Source organism: Ancylobacter sp. GW821-FHT10E12, from assembly GCF_058809335.1.
Map to the genome: position 1 here is coordinate 143,694 of NZ_JBXASN010000011.1, position 20,834 is coordinate 164,527.

The window sequence follows — 20,834 nt, forward strand, 5'->3', positions numbered from 1 at the left end:
TGCCGAGGTCACGCTATGTCAATCAAGATCGACGACGTCCACAAATCCTTCGGCCAGCTCGAAGTGGTGAAGGGCGTCACCATGACGGTGGAGAAGGGCGAGGTGGTCTCGGTGATCGGCGGTTCCGGCTCCGGCAAGTCGACGCTGCTCATGTGCATCAATGGGCTGGAGCCGATCAATGCCGGCCGCATCCTGGTCGATGGCGTCGACGTCCATGCCCGCGGCACCGACCTCAACAGGTTGCGCCGCAAGATCGGCATCGTTTTTCAACAATGGAATGCGTTTCCGCACCTGACCGTACTGGAGAACGTCATGCTCGCCCCGCGCAAGGTGCTGGGCAAGAGCCGGGCCGAGGCCGAAGCCGTCGCGGTCGCGAAGCTCTCGCATGTCGGGCTCGGCGAGAAGCTGAAGGTCTACCCTTCCAGGCTCTCCGGCGGCCAGCAGCAGCGCATGGCGATCGCGCGTGCGCTCGCCATGTCGCCGGACTACATGCTGTTCGACGAGGTGACCTCGGCGCTCGACCCGCAGCTGGTCGGCGAGGTTCTCGACACGATGCGCCTTCTTTCCGCCGAGGGAATGACGATGATCGTGGTCACCCACGAGATCGCCTTCGCCCGCGAAGTGTCGGATCGGGTCGCGTTCTTTCACAAGGGGAAGATCCACGAGATCGGGCCCCCGGCCCAGGTGATCGGCAATCCGCAGCAGCCGGAAACCGTCGCCTTCCTCAAATCCGTCCTTTGAATTTCCAGACATAGCCAGGAGTTACAATCCCATGTGGTCAGGCGTCCTTCCCGCGGTCACCGCCAAGTTCACCGAGAACGACACGCTCGACATCAAGGAGATGGAGCGCTGCTTCGCCTACCAGATCTCGGCCGGCGTCGACGGCCTCATCGTCAACGGCTCGCTGGGCGAAGGCCCGATGCTGTCGCATGACGAGCGCCTCGACGTGCTGCATGTCGCCAAGAGCGTCGCCGGCGGCCGCCCGGTTCTGATGACCATCGCCGATGCGTCCACCCGCGACTGCGCCAGCCTCGCCGAGCGTGCTGCCAAGGCCGGCGCCGACGGCCTGATGGTGGTGCCGAGCCTCGTCTACCACACCAATGCCAAGGAGACGGTTGCCACGCTGAGCACCGTCGCCGCCGCGGCCGACCTGCCGGTGATGATCTATTCCAACCGCATCGCCTACCGGGTCGACGTGACGCTGGAGATCATGGAGGAGCTCGCCGCCGACAAGCGCTTCGTGGCGATCAAGGAATCCTCCGACGACATCCGCCGCACCACCGAGATCATCAACCGCTTCGGCGACCGCTACGACGTGTTCACCGGCGTCGACAACCTCGCCTTCGAGGCGCTGGCCGCCGGCGCCTGCGGCTGGGTCGCCGGCCTGGTGGTCGCCTTCCCGGAAGAGACCGTCGCCATCTACCGGCTGATGAAGGCCAAGCGCTACGACGAGGCGCTGGCGATCTATCGCTGGTTCCGCCCGCTGCTCGACCTCGACGTGTCGACCTATCTCGTCCAGAACCTGAAGCTGGTCGAGGCGCTGGTCACCGGCACCACCGAGACCGTGCGCGCCCCGCGCCTGCCGCTGGAAGGCGAGCAGCGCGCGCTGGTCGAGCGGCTGGTGAACGAGGCGCTGGCCCACCGTCCGCTGCTCGCCAAGGCGGCGTGAGGTTGGCGGGGGCTGTTGAAGCCGAGCGCCAGAGCTCCCTCTCCCCGTCGGGGAGAGGGGTGGGGTGAGGGGTCTTCGACGCCTCCCGATCGCGTCTCCCCTCACCGACCCGCGGAGCCTGTCCTCGGGCTCGCCGAAGGCGAGACCCGTGGGCGGGCCATCTCTCCCCGACGGGGAGAGGAAAAGTCAAGGAACGGGTCGGCCATCTCTCCCACCAAAGCTGGATGTTGCCCGATTTCTGGGTGCCGGCTGCGGCAAACTACCCAGCCTCGGGCGGGAAAGAGTATGAGAAGACAGGCATCATGAGCGACGAGGTGGTGATCGTCGGGGCCGGCATCGTCGGTCTCGCCGTCGCCTTTCATCTGCAAGGCGAGGGGCGCCGGGTGCGCCTCGTCGAGCGCGGGGCGGTGGCCGACGGCGCGAGCCGCGGCAATGCCGGCGCCTTCGCCTTCACCGACATCCTGCCGCTGGCCTCGCCGGGCATCATGCGCAAGGCGCCGAAATGGCTGCTCGACCCGCTCGGGCCGCTCGCCATTCCGCCGTCCTACCTGCCGTCCATCGCGCCCTGGCTGCTGCGCTTCTGGCGGGCGAGCCTGCCCGACCGCTATCGACGCAGCCTCGCGGCGCAGGGCGCGCTGATGCCGCTCGCCGCCGCCGCCATGGGGGAGATGGTGCGCGCGGCCGGCCTCGCGGACCGGGTGCGCCCGGACGGCAATCTCCAACTCTACGAGAGCGAAGCCGAGCTTGCCGCGTCACAGGGCGGCTGGGATGAGCGCGAACGCGCGGGCATCGTCTTCGAGCATGTGCGCGGCGTGCGGCTGGCCGAATTGCAGCCCGGCCTGTCGTCGCGCTTCGTCGCCGGCACCTTCACCCCGCATTGGCAGACCGTGGACGATCCGTATCATTTCGCGCTCGCCCTGTTCGACGCCGTCATGGCGCGGGGGGCGTCGATCACCCATGGCGAGGTGACGGCGCTGGTGCCCGGCGAGGACGGCGTTGGCCTGCGCCTCAAGCACGGGGCGAGCCTGGAGGCGGGCCGCGTCGTGGTCGCCGGCGGCGCCTGGTCGCGCCCGCTGGCCGCCGGCCTCGGCGACCGCGTGCCGCTGGAGACCGAGCGCGGCTACAACACCACCCTGCCGCCGGGGGCCTTCGACCTGCGCCGGCAGCTGACCTTCGGCGGCCACGGCTTCGTGGTCACGCCACTTTCCACCGGCATCCGCGTCGGCGGCGCGGTGGAACTCGGCGGGCTGACGGCGCCGCCCAACTACGGGCGCTCCGAGGCGATGCTGAAGAAGGCCGCCGCCTTCCTGCCGGGGCTGAACACCGGTGGCGGCACGCAATGGATGGGTTTTCGTCCCTCCATGCCGGATTCGCTGCCCGTCATCGGTCGCTCGACGGCGTCCCCGCACGTCCTCTATGCGTTCGGCCACGGCCATCTGGGCCTGACCCAGAGCGCGGCGACCGGACGCATCGTCGCCGACCTCCTTGCCGGACGGACCCCCGCCATCGACCTGGCGCCGTTCCGCCCCGATCGCTTCTAATCCCTGGAAAGTCCTGCCATGGCGCGACACAGCTTCTTCTGCATAGACGGCCACACCTGCGGCAACCCGGTGCGGCTGGTGGCCGGCGGCGGCCCGAACCTCGTCGGCGCCACCATGATCGAGAAGCGGGCGCATTTCCTCGCCGAGTATGACTGGATCCGCAAAGGGCTGATGTTCGAGCCGCGCGGCCACGACATGATGTCCGGCTCGATCCTCTACCCGCCGACGCGGCCGGATTGCGACGTCGCCATCCTGTTCATCGAGACCTCGGGCTGCCTCGCCATGTGCGGCCACGGCACCATCGGCACCGTGACCATGGCCATCGAGCACGGGTTGGTCCAGCCGAAGACGCCGGGCGTTCTCAGGCTCGACACCCCGGCCGGCCTCGTCGTCGCCGAATACCGGCAGGAGGGGCAATATGTCGAGGAGGTGCGCCTCACCAACGTGCCCGGCTTCCTGCATTCGCAAGGCCTGACCGCCGAATGCCCCGGCCTCGGCGAGGTAGTGGTCGATGTCGCCTATGGCGGCAATTTCTACGCCATCGTCGAGCCGCAGAAGGCCTATCGCGACATGGCGGACTTCACCGCCGGCGACCTCGTGCGCATGAGCCCCGGCCTGCGGGCGGCGCTGAACGCCAAATACGAGTTTGTCCACCCCGAGAAGCCGGAAATCCGCGGCCTGTCGCACATCCTGTGGACCGGTGCGGCCCGCCATCCCGAGGCGCATGCCCGCAACGCGGTGTTCTACGGCGACAAGGCCATCGACCGCTCGCCCTGCGGCACCGGCACCTCGGCGCGCATGGCGCAGCTCGCCGCGCTCGGGCGGCTGAAGGTCGGCGACGACTTCGTGCATGAGAGCATCATCGGCTCGCTGTTCAAGGGCCGGGTCGAGGCGGCGGCCCGGGTCGGCGACCGGGACGGCATCATCCCCTCGATCGGCGGCTGGGCGCGGATGACCGGCTACAACACCATCTTCATCGACGACCGCGACCCCTTCGCCCACGGCTTCATCGTCACCTGAACCTTTTCGTCATCCGACCCCGCCCGGAGCGCGCATTCCATGAAAATCACCGGCATCAAGGCCTGGCAGGTCGACCTCCCGCTGAAGGAGGGCCGCTACAACTGGTCGAACGGCAATTTCGTCGAGGTGTTCGATTCCACCGTGGTGGCGGTGGAGACCGATGCCGGCATCACCGGCTATGCCGAGTGCTGCCCGCTCGGCTCGGCCTATCTGCCGGCCTATGCGGCCGGCGTGCGCGCCGGGCTGGCCGAGCTGGCGCCGAAGGTGATCGGCCTCGACCCGACCGACCTCAACGTGCTGAACCGCCACATGGATTCGGTGCTGCGCGGCCATCCCTACGTGAAGGCGCCGATCGACATCGCCTGCTGGGACATTCTCGGCAAGGCGACCGGCCTGCCGGTCTACAAGCTGCTCGGCGGCGCTGCACAGGAGAAGGTGGCACTCTACCGCGCCATCTCGCAGGAGGCGCCGGAGGCGATGGCCGCCAAGATCGCCGGCTACAAGGCGCAGGGCTACACCAAGTTCCAGCTCAAGGTCGGCGGCGATGCCGACCAGGACATCGACCGCATCCGCGTCACCCGCAACATCCTCGATGCCGGCGACATCCTGGTCGCCGACGCCAATACCGGCTGGACGCGGGCGGAGGCGGCGCGCATCGCCGCATCGGTGGCCGATCTCGACGTCTATATCGAGCAGCCCTGCCCGACCTATGAGGAATGCGTCTCGGTGCGCCGGCGCACCGCGCGCCCCTTCGTGCTCGACGAGGTGATCGACGGCGTTCCCACGCTGTTGAAGGCGCTGGCCGACGACGCCATGGACATCATCAACCTGAAGATCTCCAAGGTCGGCGGCCTCACCAAGGCGCGGCTGATGCGCGACATCTGCGTTGCCTCCGGCACGCCGATGACCATCGAGGACACCTGGGGCGGCGACATCGTCACCGCGACCATCGCCCATCTCGCCCGCTCGACGCCGGAGGAGTTCTGCTTCTCCGCCACCGACTTCAACAGCTACGGCACCGTCGACATCGCCGAGGGCGCGCCCAGGCGGGTGGACGGCTTCATGACCGCTCCCGACACACCCGGCCTCGGCATCACGCCGGTCTTCGAGGCGCTCGGCGCGCCGGTGCTGGTGGTGTGACGGACAACGTCATCCAGAGGCGCCGGGCGTCAGCCTGGCCTCGAAGGATGCCATCCCGGGCGACCGCCTTCTGCTTCCGCATCCTTCGAGGCTCGCTGCGCTCGCACCTCAGGATGACGCTCTGCCCATTAAGGGAGGTCCCATGCGCTCCACCAAGATCGTCCATGTCGTCGGCTGCCATGCGGAAGGCGAGGTCGGCGACGTCATCGTCGGCGGGGTCGCCCCGCCGCCCGGTGAAACGCTGTGGGCGCAGTCGCGCTTCATCGCAGCCGACAACACCCTGCGCAACTTCGTGCTGCAGGAGCCCCGCGGCGGCGTGTTCCGCCATGTGAACCTGCTGGTGCCGCCGAAGGACCCGCGCGCGGTGGCCGGCTTCATCATCATGGAGCCGGAGGACACGCCGCCCATGTCCGGCTCCAACTCGATCTGCGTCGCCACGGTGCTGATCGACAGCGGCATCGTGCCGATCGCCGGCGCCGAAACCCGCATGGTGCTGGAGGCGCCGGGCGGCCTGATCGAGGCCACCGCCTATTGCCGCGATGGCAAGGCCGAGCGCATCAAGGTGGTGAACCATCCCTCCTTCGCCGACCGTCTCGACGCCAGGCTGGAGGTGGAGGGACTCGGCACGCTGACCGTCGACACCGCCTATGGCGGCGACAGCTTCGCCATCGTCGACGCCCACGCGCTCGGCTTTTCCATCCGCCCGGACGAAGCGAAGGACCTCGCCGAGACCGGGATGAAGATCGTCAAGGCGGCGAATGCCCAGCTCGGCTTCCGCCACCCGGAGAATGCCGACTGGGACCATATCTCCTTCTGCCAGTTCGCCGCGCCGCTCACCGATGAGGACGGCGTCGCCTCGGGCGCCAATGCGGTGGCGATCCGCCCCGGCAAGATCGACCGCTCGCCGACCGGCACCGGATGCTCGGCGCGGCTGGCGGTGCTGCACGCCAAGGGAGTGCTGAAGGTGGGCGATCCGTTCATCGGCCGCTCGATCATCGGCTCGCGCTTCGACTGCCGCATCGAGGCGGCGACGACGATCGGCGGGCGGCCGGCCATCGTGCCGTCGATCATGGGCCGCGCCTGGATCACCGGCACCTCGCAGCTGATGCTCGACCCGCAGGACCCCTGGCCGACCGGCTACCGGCTCACCGATACCTGGCCGCTCTGGCAGCAGGACTAGGCTTTCGTCCGGCCGAGGAGCGGCGGCGAGGGATGGTGCGCCGCCGCTCGGCAACGCGCCGCCTCGCTCCGCCGCGTGAGCATCAGAAGTCGCGCAGCAGCCGCTCCAGGTAGTCGAGCTCGATTTGCGGGCGCTGCGGATCGCCGAAGCGGCGGCGCAGTTCCTCCAGCACCCGGCGGGCGCGCTGCACGTCCATCTCGTCCGGCACCTTCACCGTGGTGTCGTCGCCATAGTCGCGCGAGCGCAGCGGCCGGCCGAGCGGATCGGTGCGCTCCGCCTGCTGGCCGGAGGGCGAGCCCGGCCCGCCATCCGGGCCTTGCTGCTGCTGCATCGCCTCGGCCATCTGCTGCGCGCCCTTGCGCAGCGCCTGCAAGGCTTCGCTCTGCGCGTCCACCGCGCCGGTGCCGTCGCCTTCGCCCAGCGCCTGCTCAGCCTCGCGCATCGCCTGCTCGGCCTCGCCGAGGCCGCCGTCGCCGGGGCCTCCCTGTCCCTGCTCGCCCTGTCCCTGCTGCCCCTGCTGGCCGGGCTGCTGCCCGTTCTGGCCCTGCTGGCCTTGTTGTCCCTGCTGCCCGCGATTGCGCATCGCCTGCTGCAGCTTGTCGCGCAGCTGGCGCAACTGGTCGCGCAGCTGTTCCTGGTTCTGCTTCAGATCGCCGAAGGCCTGGTCCTGCTCGCCTTGCTCGCCCTGCTGGCCTTGCTGCCCCTGTTGCCCGTTCTGTCCCTGCTGGCCTTGCTGACCCTGCTGGTCGCGGCCCTGGCGGAAGGTCTGGTCGCGCAGCTTCTGCTGGCGGCGGATCATGTCGCCGAGCTGGTCCATGGCCTGCGACATCTGGCTCTGGCCCTGCCGGCGCTGCTGCTGGCGGCCGGCCTGCAACCCGTTCAGCATGTCCTGCAATTCGCTCAGCATCTGGCGGGCGGCATCGCGGGCGCCGTTGCGCGCCATCTGCTCGATGCGGTCGAGCATGTTCTGCAGGTCCTGCGGGCGGACCGTGCGGGTGTTCGGGTCCGGCGGGGCGTTGGCCTGGTCGCCATTCTGCTGCGCCTGCTGGGCGAGCGCCTTCATGAAGTCTTCCATCGCCTTGCGCAGTTCCTGCGCCAGCTTCTGGATCTCCTGGTCGCTCGCCCCGTTCTCCAGCGCGTCCTGCAGCGCCTGCTGGGCGTCGCGCAGCTTCTTCTCGACATCGGACATGTCGCCGTCCTCGATGCGGACCGCGACCTCCCAGAGATAGTCGACCACCCCGCGCAGATCGTCGTCGCTGCGCGCCGCGTCCAGCCGCCAGAACGCGGTGCGCAGGCCGAGATAATGCGCCGGGTCCGGCGTGAAGCGCTCCGGCGCGATCGACAGCGCCTCCAGCGCTGCGGCGACGCGCTCGCGCTCATGGGCGTCGAAGGCGAGCACGCGCCGTTCCTCGACCAGCGCGCGGGCGAGCGGGTTATTGAACGCGCGGGCGGGCAGAACGAGGCTCTTCGGCGTCGTCGAGCCGACATTGCCGGCATCGTCGCGGGCGACCAGCGTCAGCATCACCCTAGCGCCGGCCCAGGGGCTCTCGGTGAGGTCCTTGGTGGTCTGGCCGTTGCCGGACTTCGCCCTGCCGCCGGGCAGCGGCAGCGGGAAGTCGGGCGCCGCCACCAGCGGGCGGGCCGCCGGCTTCGGCGGCGCGTTCTTCAGCGCGAACAGCGATGCCGGCGCTGGCACGGCGGTGAACTTCGCCTGCGCGCCCACGACGCCATAATCGTCTTCCACCTTGTAGGCGAGCACGAGGCCGGTGCGGCCCGAGGCGCCCGGCTCCTTGGCGAAGGCGATGGTCGGCGGCCTGTCCGGCACCACGGTGAACTGCCAGGTCAGGCTGCGCCCGTCCGGCCCCTCGATCCGCGCCGAGCCGTCGGCGGCGATGACGAAACGCTGCTCGCCGGCCGCGCGCCTGGCGTCCGCAGCGGCCTCGACCGGAGGCGCCGGCTTGGCGCCTTCAGCCTTGGCGTCAGCTTCAGCCTTGGCATCGGCGGCCTCCGCCTCGGGCTCGGGCGGCGTAATGCCGCCGGAAACCGCGAGCGGCGAGCCTTCCAGTCCGGTCACCCGCACCACCAGCTCGCTGCCCACCGGCACGCTGAGCGCCGAGGCGGTATGGGTCGCCGGCTCCTCGGCGGCGGCCGCGGTGTCGCGGCTTTCCTCGGAGCGCAGCCCCGGCAGGATCACCGGCGGGCGGCCGGTATAGGTCGGCGGGTTGACCCAGGCATCGATGCGATAGGGCTGGGGCGGGCTCGCCATATGCCAGTCGAAGGCGGCGCCGATGCGGCGCAGATGGTCGCCGGGCACCATGAAGAAGCTGGCGATCACCCCCAGCAGCACCAGGGCGCGGAAGGCCCGCGGGTCGCGCGCGGCGAGGCGCGGCGCCGGGAACCCAGCCCGGAGCGCGCCGAGCTGGGTGGCGACGCGGGTGAGATGCGCCCGCCACAGTGCGGCGGCGACCGGGTCGTCGGGACGGGAGGCGAGATGGTCGGCGAGCGCGGTGGCCGGCCGATGCGCCGCGCCGCTGGTGCGGTCGAGCCGCGCCAGCGCCTCGTCGTCGGAAGGACGGCGGATACGCAGCGCCGGCAGCAAGGCGGCGGCGAACAGGAGGGCGAAGAGAATCAGCCCGATGACGCGCCCATAGGTCGGCAGCATCAGCCACAGGCCGAGCCAGGAGGCGATGAGGAAGATGCCGGCGGCGCCCAGCACGGTCGCCAGCGCCGGCCAGACCCGCTCCCACATCAGCGCCGCACCGGCGCGGCGCAGGGCGAGGCCGAGGCGCGCCTCGGCGTTCACCACCGCGGGCTCGCGAGCCGTCTCGCCGCCCGTCGGTTCCGATTGTCCATCCGGTGTCGCCGTCACGCGCTCAAGCCTCCAATGCACGAGCCCTGCACACCAGCCCCTTCGACACGCCCCAGGGTCAGCTTAACACGCATGTCGTCGGGCGCTACCCCCGCCGCAAAAACAGGCGTGCCTATCCGTTCATCACGGCGTGAGGTCGTGGAGCGGGGAGGCCAGGGGACAATGTGGCGTCGCGGCCGGCTCAGCCGAGCCAGCCGGGCACCCGGTCGAGGGCGATCAGCGCCTCGGCGTCGAGGCGCGGGCGCACCACGGCGTAGTCGCCGTCGCGCACCAGAACCTCGGGGATCAGCGGCCTGGTATTGTAGGTGGTGGCCTGCACCGCGCCATAGGCGCCCGCCGTCATCACCGCGATCAGGTCGCCGGATTTCAGCCCCGGCAGCCGCCGCCCCAGCGCCAGGAAATCGCCGGATTCGCACACCGGCCCCACCACGTCGGCCACCATCCCGCCGCTGCCGGGGCCGGCTTCGCGCACGGGCAAAATTTCGTGATGAGCGTCATACAGCGTCGGGCGGATCAGGTCGTTCATCGCCGCGTCGACGATGACGAAGGTCTTGCCCTCGCCCTGCTTCACATAGAGCACGCGGGAGACCAGCACGCCGGCATTGGCGACGATCAGCCGCCCGACCTCGAAGACGAGGCCGAGGCCGAGATTATGGGTGTGCCGCTTCACCAGCGCCGCATAGGCGGAGGGCAGCGGCGGGTCGGGCTCGCCGGCGACATAGGGCACGCCCAGCCCGCCGCCGAGGTCGAGATGGGTGAGCGGATGCCCGTCCGCCATCAATTCGCGCGCCAGCTCGGCGATCAGCGCGGTGGCGTTGTCGAACGGCGTGAGATCGGTGATCTGGCTGCCGATATGCATGTCGACGCCGGTGATGCGGATGCCCGGCAGGCCGGCGGCGTGCCGGTACACCTCGCGGGCGCGCGAGACCGGGATGCCGAACTTGTTCTCCGACTTGCCGGTGGAGATCTTGGCGTGGGTCCTGGCGTCGACATCCGGGTTGACGCGGATCGATACCGGCGCGGCGACGCCGTGGCTCACCGCCACCTCGGAGAGCGTCAGCAGTTCCGGCTCGCTCTCGACATTGAAGCACATGATGCCGGCGTCGAGCGCCGCCGCCATTTCCTCGCGGGTCTTGCCGACGCCGGAGAACACGATCTTGTGCGGCTCGATCCCGGCCGCCAGCGCACGCTTCAGCTCGCCGCCCGAGACGATGTCGGCGCCGGCGCCGAGCCTGGCCAGCGTGCGGATCACCGCCTGGTTGGAATTGGCCTTCAGCGCGTAGCACACCGTCGCCCGCGTGTCGGCGAAGGCCTCGGCGAACACCCTGTAGTGCCGCTCTAGCGTCGCCGTCGAATAGGCGTAGAACGGCGTGCCGACCTCGCGGGCGATGTCGGCGAGACTGACGTCCTCCGCGTGGAGGACGCCGTCGCGATAGGCGAAATGATGCATTGCAAGGCCGAGGGTTGGCAGGACCGAAGCGTCAGAGAAGGCCGTCGAGGATGAAGGGCTTGTCCGGTTTCACCGGGCCGGTGTCCTTCGGCATCTTGCCGTCGGGTCCGGGCGTGCCCATCGGCGTGCCCGGCGGCGGCTCCAGCGGGCCTTTGACGCCGCAGCCCGCCAGCGCGAGCGCGACGCCGAGCGCGAGCAGGGCGGGGGCGAGGCGGAGCGGGCGGCGACGGTTCGGACGGGGCACGGAGCTTCCTCGGCAGCAGGGAAAAGTCGAGCGAACTATAGCGACGAATCGGCGAAAGGCGAGGCCGACGAAAGGGCTGCGTGCAGCGTCGTCGGAAAGGCCGCTTCAATGAGGCCCTGCGTGCCTCGAGGCTCGCCGGCGCTCGCACCAAGGCATGACGATGGTGCTTGATGGATCCCCGTCATCCTGAGGTGCCCGGCGCAGCCGGGCCTCGAAGGACGTCGACGCTCTCCACAGCCCCGTCGCCCTCACGCGTCGAAGGTCACCATGACCGGGATGTGGTCGGACGGCCGCTCCCAGCCGCGGGCATCGCGCAGCACCGTCATCGCGGTCGCCTGCGGCGCCAGCGCCTGGCTCGCCCAGACATGGTCGAGCCGGCGGCCCTTGTTGGAGGCTGACCAGTCGGCGGCGCGGTAGCTCCACCACGTATAGAGCTTCTCCTCCGGCGGCACGAAGCGGCGCATCACGTCGACCCAGCCGCCGGCCGCCTGCAGCCTGCCCAGCCGCTCCACCTCGATCGGCGTATGGCTGACCACGTCGAGGAGCTGCTTGTGGCTCCACACGTCGGTCTCCAGCGGCGCGATGTTGAGGTCGCCGACCAGTACCGAGCGCTCGCCCGGCGCCGTCGGGTGCAGCATCTCCCAGGCGGTGGCCTCGTCGAGGAAATCGAGCTTGTGCTTGGATTTCGGGTTGGCCGCCGGGTCGGGGATGTCGCCGCCGGCCGGGATGTAGAAATTGTGCACCGTCAGCGGTGCCGACAGCCCGGCCTGCGCGCCCAGCACCACGCTGATGTGGCGGGCGTCGCCGATGTCGCAGAAGCCCTGCCGGCTCTCGCTCTCGAACGGGCGCTTCGAGAGGATGGCGACGCCATGATAGCCCTTCTGGCCGCTGATCGCCGCGTGCGGATAGCCGAACCGCGCCGCCTCCTTCAGCGGGAAGCGGTCGTCCGGCGTCTTGGTCTCCTGGAGGCAGATGACGTCCGGCTGCAGTTCGGCGGCGAGCCGGGCGACGAGCTCGATGCGCAGGCGCACCGAATTGATGTTCCAGGTGGCGATGGAAAGCGGCACGGGCGGGGCACCTTGCAAGAACGACGTCGGCTCGGATGCGCGACGAGGGGATGGAGCCCTGTCTATCAAGCAAGCGCGCGCGGATGAAGAGAGCGACGGCCGGAGAATGCGCCTCGATCCCGAGAGGAGGCCGGTGCCCGTCCGCCTTCACGCCGCAAACGTCGCCGTCCTCGGCCGCGGCGGACGATGACCGGTCAATTCCGGTTGATGACGAACATCATCGGGTCCGGCTTTTCGGCGGTGTTGAGGTTGGACACCGCGACCGTGGTGTCGAAGCCCTGCGGGTCGGTGACCGTCCATTGCTTGAGCTGCATGGTCTTGGCGTCGAACATGATCATCAGCCGGTAGGTGCCGACCATGGGCTGCTTCTCCTCGATCACCACGGTGGCGAACAGGTCGTCCTGGTAGACGCCGGTGACGTTGGCGTTGCGGGCGAGGTCGAAATTCTCCGACAGCAGGAAGCGCAGCGGCGTCGCCGAGAGCGGGGAAATGTCCTGCGTCTTCAGCTTCTTGTCGATCACGGCGACCGAGCGGCCGTCGGCGACCAGCTGGATGCGGCTCGGCGGGTCGTATTCGAACAGCACCCGGCCGGGCTTGAGGATATAGAACTCGCCCTGCCGGCGGGTGCCGTCCGGGTCGACCTGCACGAAGTCGCCGGTCATGGTCTTGAAGCTGTTGAAATAGTCGTTGATGCGCTGGATCGTCACCGCCGCGGCCTTCTGGCCGGAGGCGGCGGCGAACTGCACCGGGGCGCCGGCGACCGCGGCCTGCTGCTGACCCGGGGCGACGGATTGCGGCGCCGACGGCGGCAGCGGCACGCCCGATTGCTGCGCGAGCGCCGGCGCGGCGAGGAGCGCGAGGCCGATGCAGGCGGCGGGCAGGGAGGCGATAACGGACGCGGGCATGAAGAGGCGCATGAGGGAGGCGGGCATGGCATTCTCGTCGGGCGCGCGCGGCGCGGGAGCAGGGCGTCGGTCGATGAATATAGGCGGTAGGCCGCGCCTGTGGCGAGGATAAGGCCTGTCGCCCGGCTCGCCCTCAAGCGCAAATGGCGGCAGCCGCTGCGTCATCGGGCACCCTCGTCCGGCTTGCGCCGACCCACGCGCGCGGCTTCCGCCTCAATCCATCTCGATATCTTCCGGTTCCACCAGGATCTCGCGCTTGCCGGCATGGTTGGCGGCGCTGACCAGGCCTTCCTTCTCCATCCGCTCCATGATCGAGGCGGCGCGGTTGTAGCCGATCTGCAGCCGGCGCTGGATGTAGCTCGTCGAGGCCTTGCGGTCGCGCATCACCACCGCCACCGCCTGCTCGTAGAGGCCGCCGCCCTCGCCGCCGAACGCGCCCTTGTCGAACACCGCCCCGTCCGCGCCGGCGCCGTCTTCCTCCTCGTCGGCGGTCACCGCGTCGAGATAGTCCGGCCGTCCCTGCGTCTTCAGGTGCTCGACGACGCGCTCGACCTCCTGGTCGGAGACGAACGGGCCGTGCACGCGGGAAATCCGCCCGCCGCCGGCCATGTACAGCATGTCGCCCTGGCCCAGCAGCTGCTCGGCGCCCATCTCGCCGAGGATGGTCCTCGAATCGATCTTCGAGGTCACCTGGAACGAGATGCGGGTGGGGAAATTCGCCTTGATGGTGCCGGTGATCACGTCCACCGAGGGACGCTGCGTCGCCATGATCAGGTGGATGCCGGCGGCGCGGGCCATCTGCGCCAGGCGCTGGATGGCGCCCTCGATGTCCTTGCCGGCCACCATCATCAGGTCGGCCATCTCGTCCACCACGATGACGATGTAGGGCAGCGGCGCCAGCTCCATCTCCTCGCGCTCGTAGATCGCCTCGCCGGTCTCGCGGTCGAAGCCGGTCTGCACGGTGCGGGTGATGGTCTCGCCCTTGGCCTGCGCCTCGGCGATGCGGGCATTGAAGCCGTCAATGTTGCGCACGCCGACCTTCGACATCTTCTTGTAGCGCTCCTCCATCTCGCGCACCGCCCATTTCAGGGCGATCACCGCCTTCTTCGGGTCGGTGACGACCGGAGAGAGCAGATGCGGGATGCCGTCATAGACGGAGAGCTCCAGCATCTTGGGGTCGATCATGATCAGCCGGCACTGGTCCGGCCGGTGGCGGTACAGCAGCGACATGATCATGGTGTTGATGGCGACCGACTTGCCGGAGCCGGTGGTGCCGGCGACCAGCAGATGCGGCATGCGGGCGAGGTCGACGATCACCGGCTCGCCGCCGATGGTCTTGCCGAGCGCCAGCGCCAGCTTGTGCGCCGCCTCGCCGAAATCCTTGGCGGCGATGATCTCGCGCAGCAGCACCTTGTCGCGCCGGGGATTTGGCAGCTCGATGCCGATGGCGTTCTTGCCGGGAATCACCGCCACGCGGGCCGAGATCGCGCTCATCGAGCGGGCGATGTCGTCGGCGAGGCCGATGACGCGGCTCGACTTGATGCCGGGCGCCGGCTCCAGCTCGTACAGCGTCACCACCGGGCCGGGGCGGGCATTGACGATGGCGCCGCGCACGCCGAAATCGTCGAGCACGCTTTCGAGGTCGCGGGCGTTCTGGTCCAGCATCTCGTCGGAGAGGGCCGGCATGCTGCGCGGCGGCGCCGGCGCCAGCAGGTCGAGGCCGGGATTCGCGTAGCGGCGCTGCTCCTCCTCGCGTTCGGCGCGGCCGCCGCGGATCGAGCGCAGGGGCGGGCGCCGGCCGGTGCGGGTCTTCTCCGGCACCGGCGAGGGCGGGGGCATGTCGTCCGGCGCCTCGAGGAAGCCGGCCTCGTCGCTTTCCTCGCCGTCCCAGCCGCGCTCGTCCGGGTCCTCCTCGCCGCTGTGGAAGTTCGGCTCGCGGCGGGGGCCGCGCGGCAGCGTGTCTTCCTCCTCCGAGAGGCCGAACAGCGACGACAGCCGGGCCATGAAGCCGCGACGGCGTCGGGGATAGGGGTTGCGCCCCGGCAGCACCCACGCCCTCAGCGTCAGCAGCCAATGGGTGAGCGCGCCGATGGAGACGAGGCCGAACCGCGCCGGCTCGTCCTCCTCGAACGGCACGTCCTCGTCGTCCTCCGCCTCGTCCTCGTCGCGTTTCAGCCCGAGGCCGAAGGCCAGCGGCAGCGTCAGCACCGCGCCGAACAGGCACAGCGCCCCGGCGACCGCATAGTCGAAGGAGGTCAGCCAGCCGGCGCGCAGCAGCGAGGGCGGGATCAGCATCGCCTCGCCCAGCACGCCGCCGAGCCCGCTCGGCAGCGGCCAGGTGCCGAAGCGCGGCAGGCAGGCGGCAAATCCCGCCGCGAAGGCGGTGCCGGCGGCGAGCGCCAGCAGGCGCGCCTTCATCCGGCGCGTCCGGCGATGGGTCATCAGCCGCCAGCCCCAGACGCCGACCGGCAGCACCACCGCGAGGCAGGCAATGCCGAACAGCTGCATCATCAGGTCGGCGACCACCGCGCCCGGCAGGCCGAGCAGGTTGTGCGGCTCGGCGGCGCTGGAGCGGCTGAGGCTCGGATCATTGGCCGACCAGCTCGCCAGCGCCGCCATCATCAGCCCGCACAGGCCGAGCAGCGCCAGCCCGACCAGCTCGGCGAGGCGGCGCCGCAGCAGGTTGCGCATTTCCTCCGGCAGCAGCCGGCGCCGGGCGCCGCGTCCGCGCATCGGCGTTCCGGCCCGCAGCGTCGCGGCGGATTTGCCGGCGGACTTGACGGTCGGTTTCGAGGGCGCGGCCATGGGTCCGGCGGCGCGAGGCTGCCCCTGCCGCGTGCGTGGCGTCCGGCCTGTCGACTGTGTCTGCCCGCCCATCATCCCGCCTCGATCCTGCCGGCCTTGAGAGGTCCGGCTCAGCTCAATCCGGCCACCACGCGCGGCAGCGCCGCCCGCGTGGTGGCGAGGTCCTGCACCAATGCGAGGCGCAGATAGTCCGCGCCGGGATTGCGTCCCTGCGCATCCGAGCGGCACAGATAGCCGCCGGGCACGGTGCGCAATCCCTCGCGCCGCCACAGCCGCCGCGCCGCCTCTTCCCCGCCGCCGACGCCGGAGACGTCGAGCCACAGGAAGAAGCCGCCATCCGGCCGCTCATAGCCGAAGCGGCCGGCGAACACCGCGTCGGCGATGTCGAACTTGGCACGATACAGGTCGCGGCTCGCCTCGACATGCGCCTCGTCGGCCAGCGCGGCGATGCCGACATGCTGCAACGGCTCCGGCACCTGCGGCGCCGCCACGTTGCGCAGGTCCCCGAAGGCGGCCGTGAAGCGCGCATCGCCGGCGCAGAAGCCGCAGCGCAGCCCCGGCAGGCTGGAGCGCTTCGACAGCGAATTGAACGTCACCACGCCTTCATAGTCCGGCCCGGCGACTTCGAGGATGCCGGTCGGCGGCGCGTCCCCGAGCCAGATCTCCGAATAGCATTCGTCGGCGAAGACGAGGATCTCGTGGGCGCGGGCGATCCCGACCAGCCGCTCGAGATAGGCGCGCGGGGCGATGGTGCCCTGCGGATTGGCCGGCGAGGCGAAATACAGCGCCACGGTGCGGTCGAGCAGCGGGACGTCCAGCGCGTCGAGGTCCGGCAGCCAGCCGCCGGAGGCGGGCAGGGGCAGCGGCACGCTCTCGCAGCCGGCCGCCTCGGCGCCGGCGCCATAGGCGGCGTAGAACGGATTGGGCAGCAGGATCGCCGGCCCGGCATCCGCGATCGCTTTCGCCTTTGCCGGCGAGACCAGCCGCCGGGCGAGGATGGCGGCGAGGAACAGCCCTTCGCGCGAGCCGTTCAGCACCAGCACCTCGCGTTCCGCGTCGAGCGGGCGCGGCAGGCGATAGCGGCGGCCGCACCAGTCGGCGGCGGCGGCGCGGAATTCCGGCAGCCCCTTGCCGGCGGGGTAGCGGCCGAAGCCGTCGAGATGGGCGGCGAGCACCTCGCCGACAAAGGCGGGAATGGCATGGCGCGGCTCGCCGACGGCGAGGCTCAGCGCCGGCTTGCCGGGCTCGATGCCGGCCAGCAGCTCGTTGAGGCGGATGAAGGGCGAACGCGCGGCGGGCCCCGGATCCGGCACGGCCGGCGGGGTTCGGGTGGCGGGATTCGGCTGCGGGGCGGGCACGGGGGTCACGTCTCGTCCATCATGGTTAGCGCGTTAGAATAGCGCGGCGCGGTAAAGGCGCCCTTAACCATGACGACAGGAAGGCCGCCGCCGCGCAAGCCTCGATGGAGGGCGCCGGGCCGTCCGCGCCGTGCCCAGAAGCGCCGATCGGGGGCGCCGGTCGGGGTGGCTTCGTGCGGGCGTCGACGCGTTGCGCGCGAATCGCCCGGCGGCGATATCCGGTGGCGGGACGCCGCTCCGGGCCGCGCCTCGGGCGCTCTCCGCGCCGGCTCCGGGCCGAGTTGGCGGGATCGCGATGCGGCCATGCGGAACATTGGCGGCGTGTGGGTGCGGCGGGTCGGGCGGGTGCCTTCGATGCCGCCGATCCGGGCCGCGCGTCGTGTCCGGGCCGTTTGCCGTGGCAGGAGATGCCGACGCGATGGAAGGGACGCGTCGCATACGCGCGGGCGAGATCCCGCGACCGCAGCGGCGCGGCCGTCCTATAAAAAGACCCCGGCCGAAGCCGGGGTCGAAAGGCAGCGGGAGGCTGCGTGGAAGGCTGGCGGCGCGGGGATGCCGCGCCGGGCTCCTTGAGCCGATCAGCTGTGGTAGGCGCGCTCGCCGTGCTCGACGATGTCGAGGCCTTCGCGCTCCTTCTCCACCGACGGACGCAGGCCGACGATGACGTCGACGATCTTGTAGAGGATCGCCGAGACCACGCCGCACCACACGATGGTGGTGGCGACCGCCTGGATCTGCACCCACACCTGGTGGCCCATGTCGTAATCGGCGATGCCGGGACCGCCGAGCGAGGGGGCGACCACGATGCCGGTGCCGATGGCGCCGATGATGCCGCCGATGCCGTGGACGCCGAACACGTCCAGGCTGTCGTCATAGCCGAGCGCGTTCTTCACGGTGGTGACGAAGAAGAAGCAGACGATGGAGGCGACGAAGCCCAGCACGATCGCGCCGATCGGGCCGGCAAGGCCGGCGGCCGGGGTGATCGCGACGAGGCCGGCGACCATGCCGGAGACGGCGCCCAGCATGGAGGGCTTGCCCTTGGCGAGCCATTCGATGATCGTCCAGCCGACGATGGCGCCGGCGGTGGCGACGAAGGTGTTCACCAGCGCCAGGGTGGTGGCGCCGTTGGCCTCGAGGTTGGAGCCGGCGTTGAAGCCGAACCAGCCGACCCACAGGACGCTGGCGCCGACCATGGCGAAGGGCAGCGAGTGGGGAGGCATCAGCTCCTTGCCGAAGCCGGTGCGCTTGCCGACGAGCAGGCAGCCCACGAGGCCGGCGATACCGGCATTGATGTGCACCACGGTGCCGCCGGCGAAGTCGAGCGCGCCCAGGGTGAACAGGTAGCCTTCCGAGAACCACACCATGTGGGCGATCGGGTAATAGACCAGCGTCACCCACAGGATGCAGAACAGCACGATGGCCGAGAATTTCATGCGCTCGGCGAAGGCGCCGATGATCAGGGCCGGGGTGATGGCCGAGAAGGTCATCTGGAAGGCCATGAACACATATTCGGGGATCTCGACGCCCTTCGAGAAGGTCGCCGCGGTGCTGTCCGGCGTGACGCCGGCGAGGAAGGCCTTGGAGAAGCCGCCGATGAAGGCGTTGCCCTCGGTGAAGGCGAGCGAGTAGCCGTAGAACACCCACAGCAGCATCATCACCGCGGCGATGACCGTGACCTGCATCAGCACCGACAGCATGTTCTTGGCGCGCACGAGGCCGCCATAGAACAGCGCCAGGCCGGGCACGGTCATGAACAGCACCAGGACGGTGGAGATCATCATCCAGGTGGTGTCGCCCTTGTTCACGGTGGCGACTACCGCCTCGGCCGCAGGAGCGGCGGGCGCCGCCGCGTCTTGGGCAAACGCGGCGGCTGCGAGCAGCGCCGTCGTCCCCAGCACGGGAAGTCCCGCGCGCATCCAGTTCTTGATCGTCATGGGTTGAGTGCTCCGTCGGAATCGAATGATGTCGGGATCAAAGGCGCTCAGAGCGCGTCGGCGTCGGTCTCGCCGGTGCGGATGCGCACGGCCTGGTCGATCGCGTAGACGAAGATCTTGCCGTCGCCGATCTGGCCGGTCTTGGCCGAGGTCGAGATGGCGTCGATGACCTTCGCGACCTGGTCGGCGGCGACCGCGACCTCGATCTTGAGCTTCGGCAGGAAGCTCACCGCATATTCGGCGCCGCGGTAGATCTCGGTATGGCCTTTCTGACGGCCGTAACCCTTGACCTCCGTAACGGTCAGTCCGTGCACTCCGATACCGGTGAGCGCATCCCGGACTTCCTCAAGCTTGAAAGGCTTGATGATAGCCATGACGATCTTCATGGTTCCTGTCCCCGCTTGGCCCCGGATCGCAACACGCGGATCCCGGGCGTTTCATGTCGGACTCGGCCAGGCGGGTTTTCCCAACCCTTCGGACAAGCCAGCGGACAGGAATCAAGTCGCGTGCCAACCGAGTACCGGCGCGCCTTTGCGCCGCTTTCGACCCTGCGCGCGGCCCCGTGTTCCCCACGCGCCGCCCGAAACGGCATTGTGGCGACCCTGTGGCGCTGCTCAATTCTTAACCTGCCTCGCCTGGGCAGGCCAGGAGGCGCCAAATATTCGGCAGTCTATGCGTGAAAAATGAGCATATTACCCTAGGGAAGGCGGGGAGGGCGCCATCGGGCGGATCAAACCCTCCTGCGCCACCGATGCGACCAATCGTCCCGCCCGGTCGTAGATCAGTCCGCGTGCCAGGCCTCGCGCACCGGCTGCGCTGGGGCTGTCCTGCACATAAAGCAGCCAATCGTCGACCCTGAGCGGGCGATGCAGCCACAGGGCGTGGTCGAGGCTGGCCGCCTGGATGCGGTCGCCGAGCACGCTGGTGCCGTGCACCACGGTGGTGGTTTCCAGCAGCGTCATGTCGGACGCATAGGCCAGCACCGCCCGGTGCAGCGCCGGCTCGTCCGGCAGGGTGCCGTCGGCGCGGAACCACACCATCTGTTGCGGCTCGGCGGGCGGCGCCCGGTCGCCGCCGCGCAGGCGCTGCAGCAGGTTCACCGGCCGCAACTCCACCGGCCGCGGCCGCGTCCAGTAGCCGCGCACCGAGGCGGGCAGCGAATCGAGCAGGTCGGCCGGCAGGTCGCGCGGCGCCGGCACGTCCTCGGGCGGCGGCACGTCCTCGGGCATCGCCATCTGGTGGTCGAGCCCGTCCTCCGGCTGGTGGAACGACACCGACATGATGAAGATCGGCCGACCGTGCTGCACCGCCGACACCCGGCGGGTGGCGAAGCTGCGTCCGTCGCGCACCCGCTCCACCTGGTAGACGATGGGCGCCTGCGGGTCGCCGGCGAGTATGAAATAGGCGTGCATCGAATGGGCGACGGCGGTCTCCACCGTGCGCTGCGCCGCCACCAGCGCCTGCGCCAGCACCTGCCCGCCGAACACCCGCGTGCGGAACGGCCAGGATTCCGGCGGGTTCCGCCCGCGGAACAGGTTGACCTCCAGCACTTCGAGATCGAGCAGCCCGACGAGTTCGGCGATGGTCGACATGTCCGGCTCCACGCCCGATGTTCCGGTTGGCAGCGGTGTTCTCTCCCCGGTAGCTAAGGC

General features: G+C 69.9%; 16 protein-coding genes. 6 read left to right on the forward strand and 10 right to left on the reverse strand.

What is annotated here, in order from left to right; translation table 11 throughout:
* The first annotated feature begins 15 nt into the window (after positions 1–15).
* The 6 genes from AC1RU4_RS16475 to AC1RU4_RS16500 all read left to right on the forward strand — a co-directional run bounded on the left by AC1RU4_RS16475 (position 16) and on the right by AC1RU4_RS16500 (position 6,550).
* Positions 16–741 (forward strand): amino acid ABC transporter ATP-binding protein, encoded by a 726-nt coding sequence (locus AC1RU4_RS16475; protein ID WP_492892195.1) that lies wholly within the window; start codon positions 16–18, stop codon positions 739–741.
* 31 nt (positions 742–772) lie between these two features.
* On the forward strand, positions 773–1,669 hold the full coding sequence (locus AC1RU4_RS16480; RefSeq protein WP_492892196.1) for a dihydrodipicolinate synthase family protein: 897 nt from the start codon (positions 773–775) through the stop codon (positions 1,667–1,669).
* 302 nt (positions 1,670–1,971) lie between these two features.
* On the forward strand, positions 1,972–3,210 hold the full coding sequence (locus AC1RU4_RS16485) for an NAD(P)/FAD-dependent oxidoreductase (protein WP_492892197.1): 1,239 nt from the start codon (positions 1,972–1,974) through the stop codon (positions 3,208–3,210).
* A gap of 18 nt (positions 3,211–3,228) precedes the next feature.
* Entirely contained in the window at positions 3,229–4,230 is a 1,002-nt protein-coding gene (locus AC1RU4_RS16490; RefSeq protein WP_492892198.1) for a 4-hydroxyproline epimerase, read from the forward strand.
* Positions 4,231–4,269: 39 nt separating this feature from the next.
* Positions 4,270–5,370, forward strand: coding sequence for a cis-3-hydroxy-L-proline dehydratase (locus AC1RU4_RS16495; protein ID WP_492892199.1), 1,101 nt, complete (start codon positions 4,270–4,272; stop codon positions 5,368–5,370).
* A 142-nt stretch (positions 5,371–5,512) separates the two neighbouring features.
* Entirely contained in the window at positions 5,513–6,550 is a 1,038-nt protein-coding gene (locus tag AC1RU4_RS16500) for a trans-3-hydroxy-L-proline dehydratase (protein ID WP_492892200.1), read from the forward strand.
* Between the two features lie 82 nt (positions 6,551–6,632).
* On the opposite strand, the gene AC1RU4_RS16505 is transcribed toward AC1RU4_RS16500, so the two are convergent.
* From AC1RU4_RS16505 to tesB, 10 genes are all read right to left on the reverse strand, one after another.
* Entirely contained in the window at positions 6,633–9,419 is a 2,787-nt protein-coding gene (locus tag AC1RU4_RS16505) for a TIGR02302 family protein (protein ID WP_492892201.1), read from the reverse strand.
* Between the two features lie 181 nt (positions 9,420–9,600).
* The gene (gene lysA / locus AC1RU4_RS16510; RefSeq protein WP_492892202.1) at positions 9,601–10,869 is read right to left on the reverse strand and encodes a diaminopimelate decarboxylase; all 1,269 of its coding nucleotides are present in this window, start codon (positions 10,867–10,869) and stop codon (positions 9,601–9,603) included.
* Between the two features lie 31 nt (positions 10,870–10,900).
* Positions 10,901–11,113, reverse strand: a complete 213-nt coding sequence (lptM, locus tag AC1RU4_RS16515) for an LPS translocon maturation chaperone LptM (RefSeq protein WP_492892203.1) — start codon at positions 11,111–11,113, stop codon at positions 10,901–10,903.
* Positions 11,114–11,361: 248 nt separating this feature from the next.
* Positions 11,362–12,180: an exodeoxyribonuclease III gene (locus tag AC1RU4_RS16520; protein ID WP_492892204.1), complete on the reverse strand. Its 819-nt coding sequence runs from the start codon at positions 12,178–12,180 to the stop codon at positions 11,362–11,364.
* 194 nt (positions 12,181–12,374) lie between these two features.
* Positions 12,375–13,112, reverse strand: a complete 738-nt coding sequence (locus tag AC1RU4_RS16525) for a LolA family protein (protein ID WP_492892205.1) — start codon at positions 13,110–13,112, stop codon at positions 12,375–12,377.
* Between the two features lie 186 nt (positions 13,113–13,298).
* Entirely contained in the window at positions 13,299–15,818 is a 2,520-nt protein-coding gene (locus AC1RU4_RS16530) for an FtsK/SpoIIIE family DNA translocase (RefSeq protein ID WP_492892239.1), read from the reverse strand.
* Between the two features lie 182 nt (positions 15,819–16,000).
* Positions 16,001–17,248, reverse strand: coding sequence for an aminotransferase class I/II-fold pyridoxal phosphate-dependent enzyme (locus tag AC1RU4_RS16535; protein ID WP_492892240.1), 1,248 nt, complete (start codon positions 17,246–17,248; stop codon positions 16,001–16,003).
* A gap of 578 nt (positions 17,249–17,826) precedes the next feature.
* Positions 17,827–19,182: an ammonium transporter gene (locus AC1RU4_RS16540; RefSeq protein ID WP_492892206.1), complete on the reverse strand. Its 1,356-nt coding sequence runs from the start codon at positions 19,180–19,182 to the stop codon at positions 17,827–17,829.
* A gap of 47 nt (positions 19,183–19,229) precedes the next feature.
* Positions 19,230–19,568 (reverse strand): P-II family nitrogen regulator, encoded by a 339-nt coding sequence (locus AC1RU4_RS16545; protein ID WP_213361593.1) that lies wholly within the window; start codon positions 19,566–19,568, stop codon positions 19,230–19,232.
* A 306-nt stretch (positions 19,569–19,874) separates the two neighbouring features.
* Entirely contained in the window at positions 19,875–20,774 is a 900-nt protein-coding gene (tesB, locus tag AC1RU4_RS16550; RefSeq protein WP_492892207.1) for an acyl-CoA thioesterase II, read from the reverse strand.
* Positions 20,775–20,834: the final 60 nt, after the last annotated feature.

Coding starts and splice junctions, on each gene's coding strand:
- AC1RU4_RS16475 (WP_492892195.1), top strand. CDS start 16: ATGTCAATCAAGATCGACGACGTCCACAAATCCTTCGGCCAGCTCGAA.
- AC1RU4_RS16480 (WP_492892196.1), top strand. CDS start 773: ATGTGGTCAGGCGTCCTTCCCGCGGTCACCGCCAAGTTCACCGAGAAC.
- AC1RU4_RS16485 (WP_492892197.1), top strand. CDS start 1,972: ATGAGCGACGAGGTGGTGATCGTCGGGGCCGGCATCGTCGGTCTCGCC.
- AC1RU4_RS16490 (WP_492892198.1), top strand. CDS start 3,229: ATGGCGCGACACAGCTTCTTCTGCATAGACGGCCACACCTGCGGCAAC.
- AC1RU4_RS16495 (WP_492892199.1), top strand. CDS start 4,270: ATGAAAATCACCGGCATCAAGGCCTGGCAGGTCGACCTCCCGCTGAAG.
- AC1RU4_RS16500 (WP_492892200.1), top strand. CDS start 5,513: ATGCGCTCCACCAAGATCGTCCATGTCGTCGGCTGCCATGCGGAAGGC.
- lysA (WP_492892202.1), bottom strand. CDS start 10,869: ATGCATCATTTCGCCTATCGCGACGGCGTCCTCCACGCGGAGGACGTC.
- AC1RU4_RS16525 (WP_492892205.1), bottom strand. CDS start 13,112: ATGCCCGCCTCCCTCATGCGCCTCTTCATGCCCGCGTCCGTTATCGCC.
- AC1RU4_RS16530 (WP_492892239.1), bottom strand. CDS start 15,818: ATGCGCGGACGCGGCGCCCGGCGCCGGCTGCTGCCGGAGGAAATGCGC.
- AC1RU4_RS16540 (WP_492892206.1), bottom strand. CDS start 19,182: ATGACGATCAAGAACTGGATGCGCGCGGGACTTCCCGTGCTGGGGACG.
- AC1RU4_RS16545 (WP_213361593.1), bottom strand. CDS start 19,568: ATGAAGATCGTCATGGCTATCATCAAGCCTTTCAAGCTTGAGGAAGTC.
- tesB (WP_492892207.1), bottom strand. CDS start 20,774: ATGTCGACCATCGCCGAACTCGTCGGGCTGCTCGATCTCGAAGTGCTG.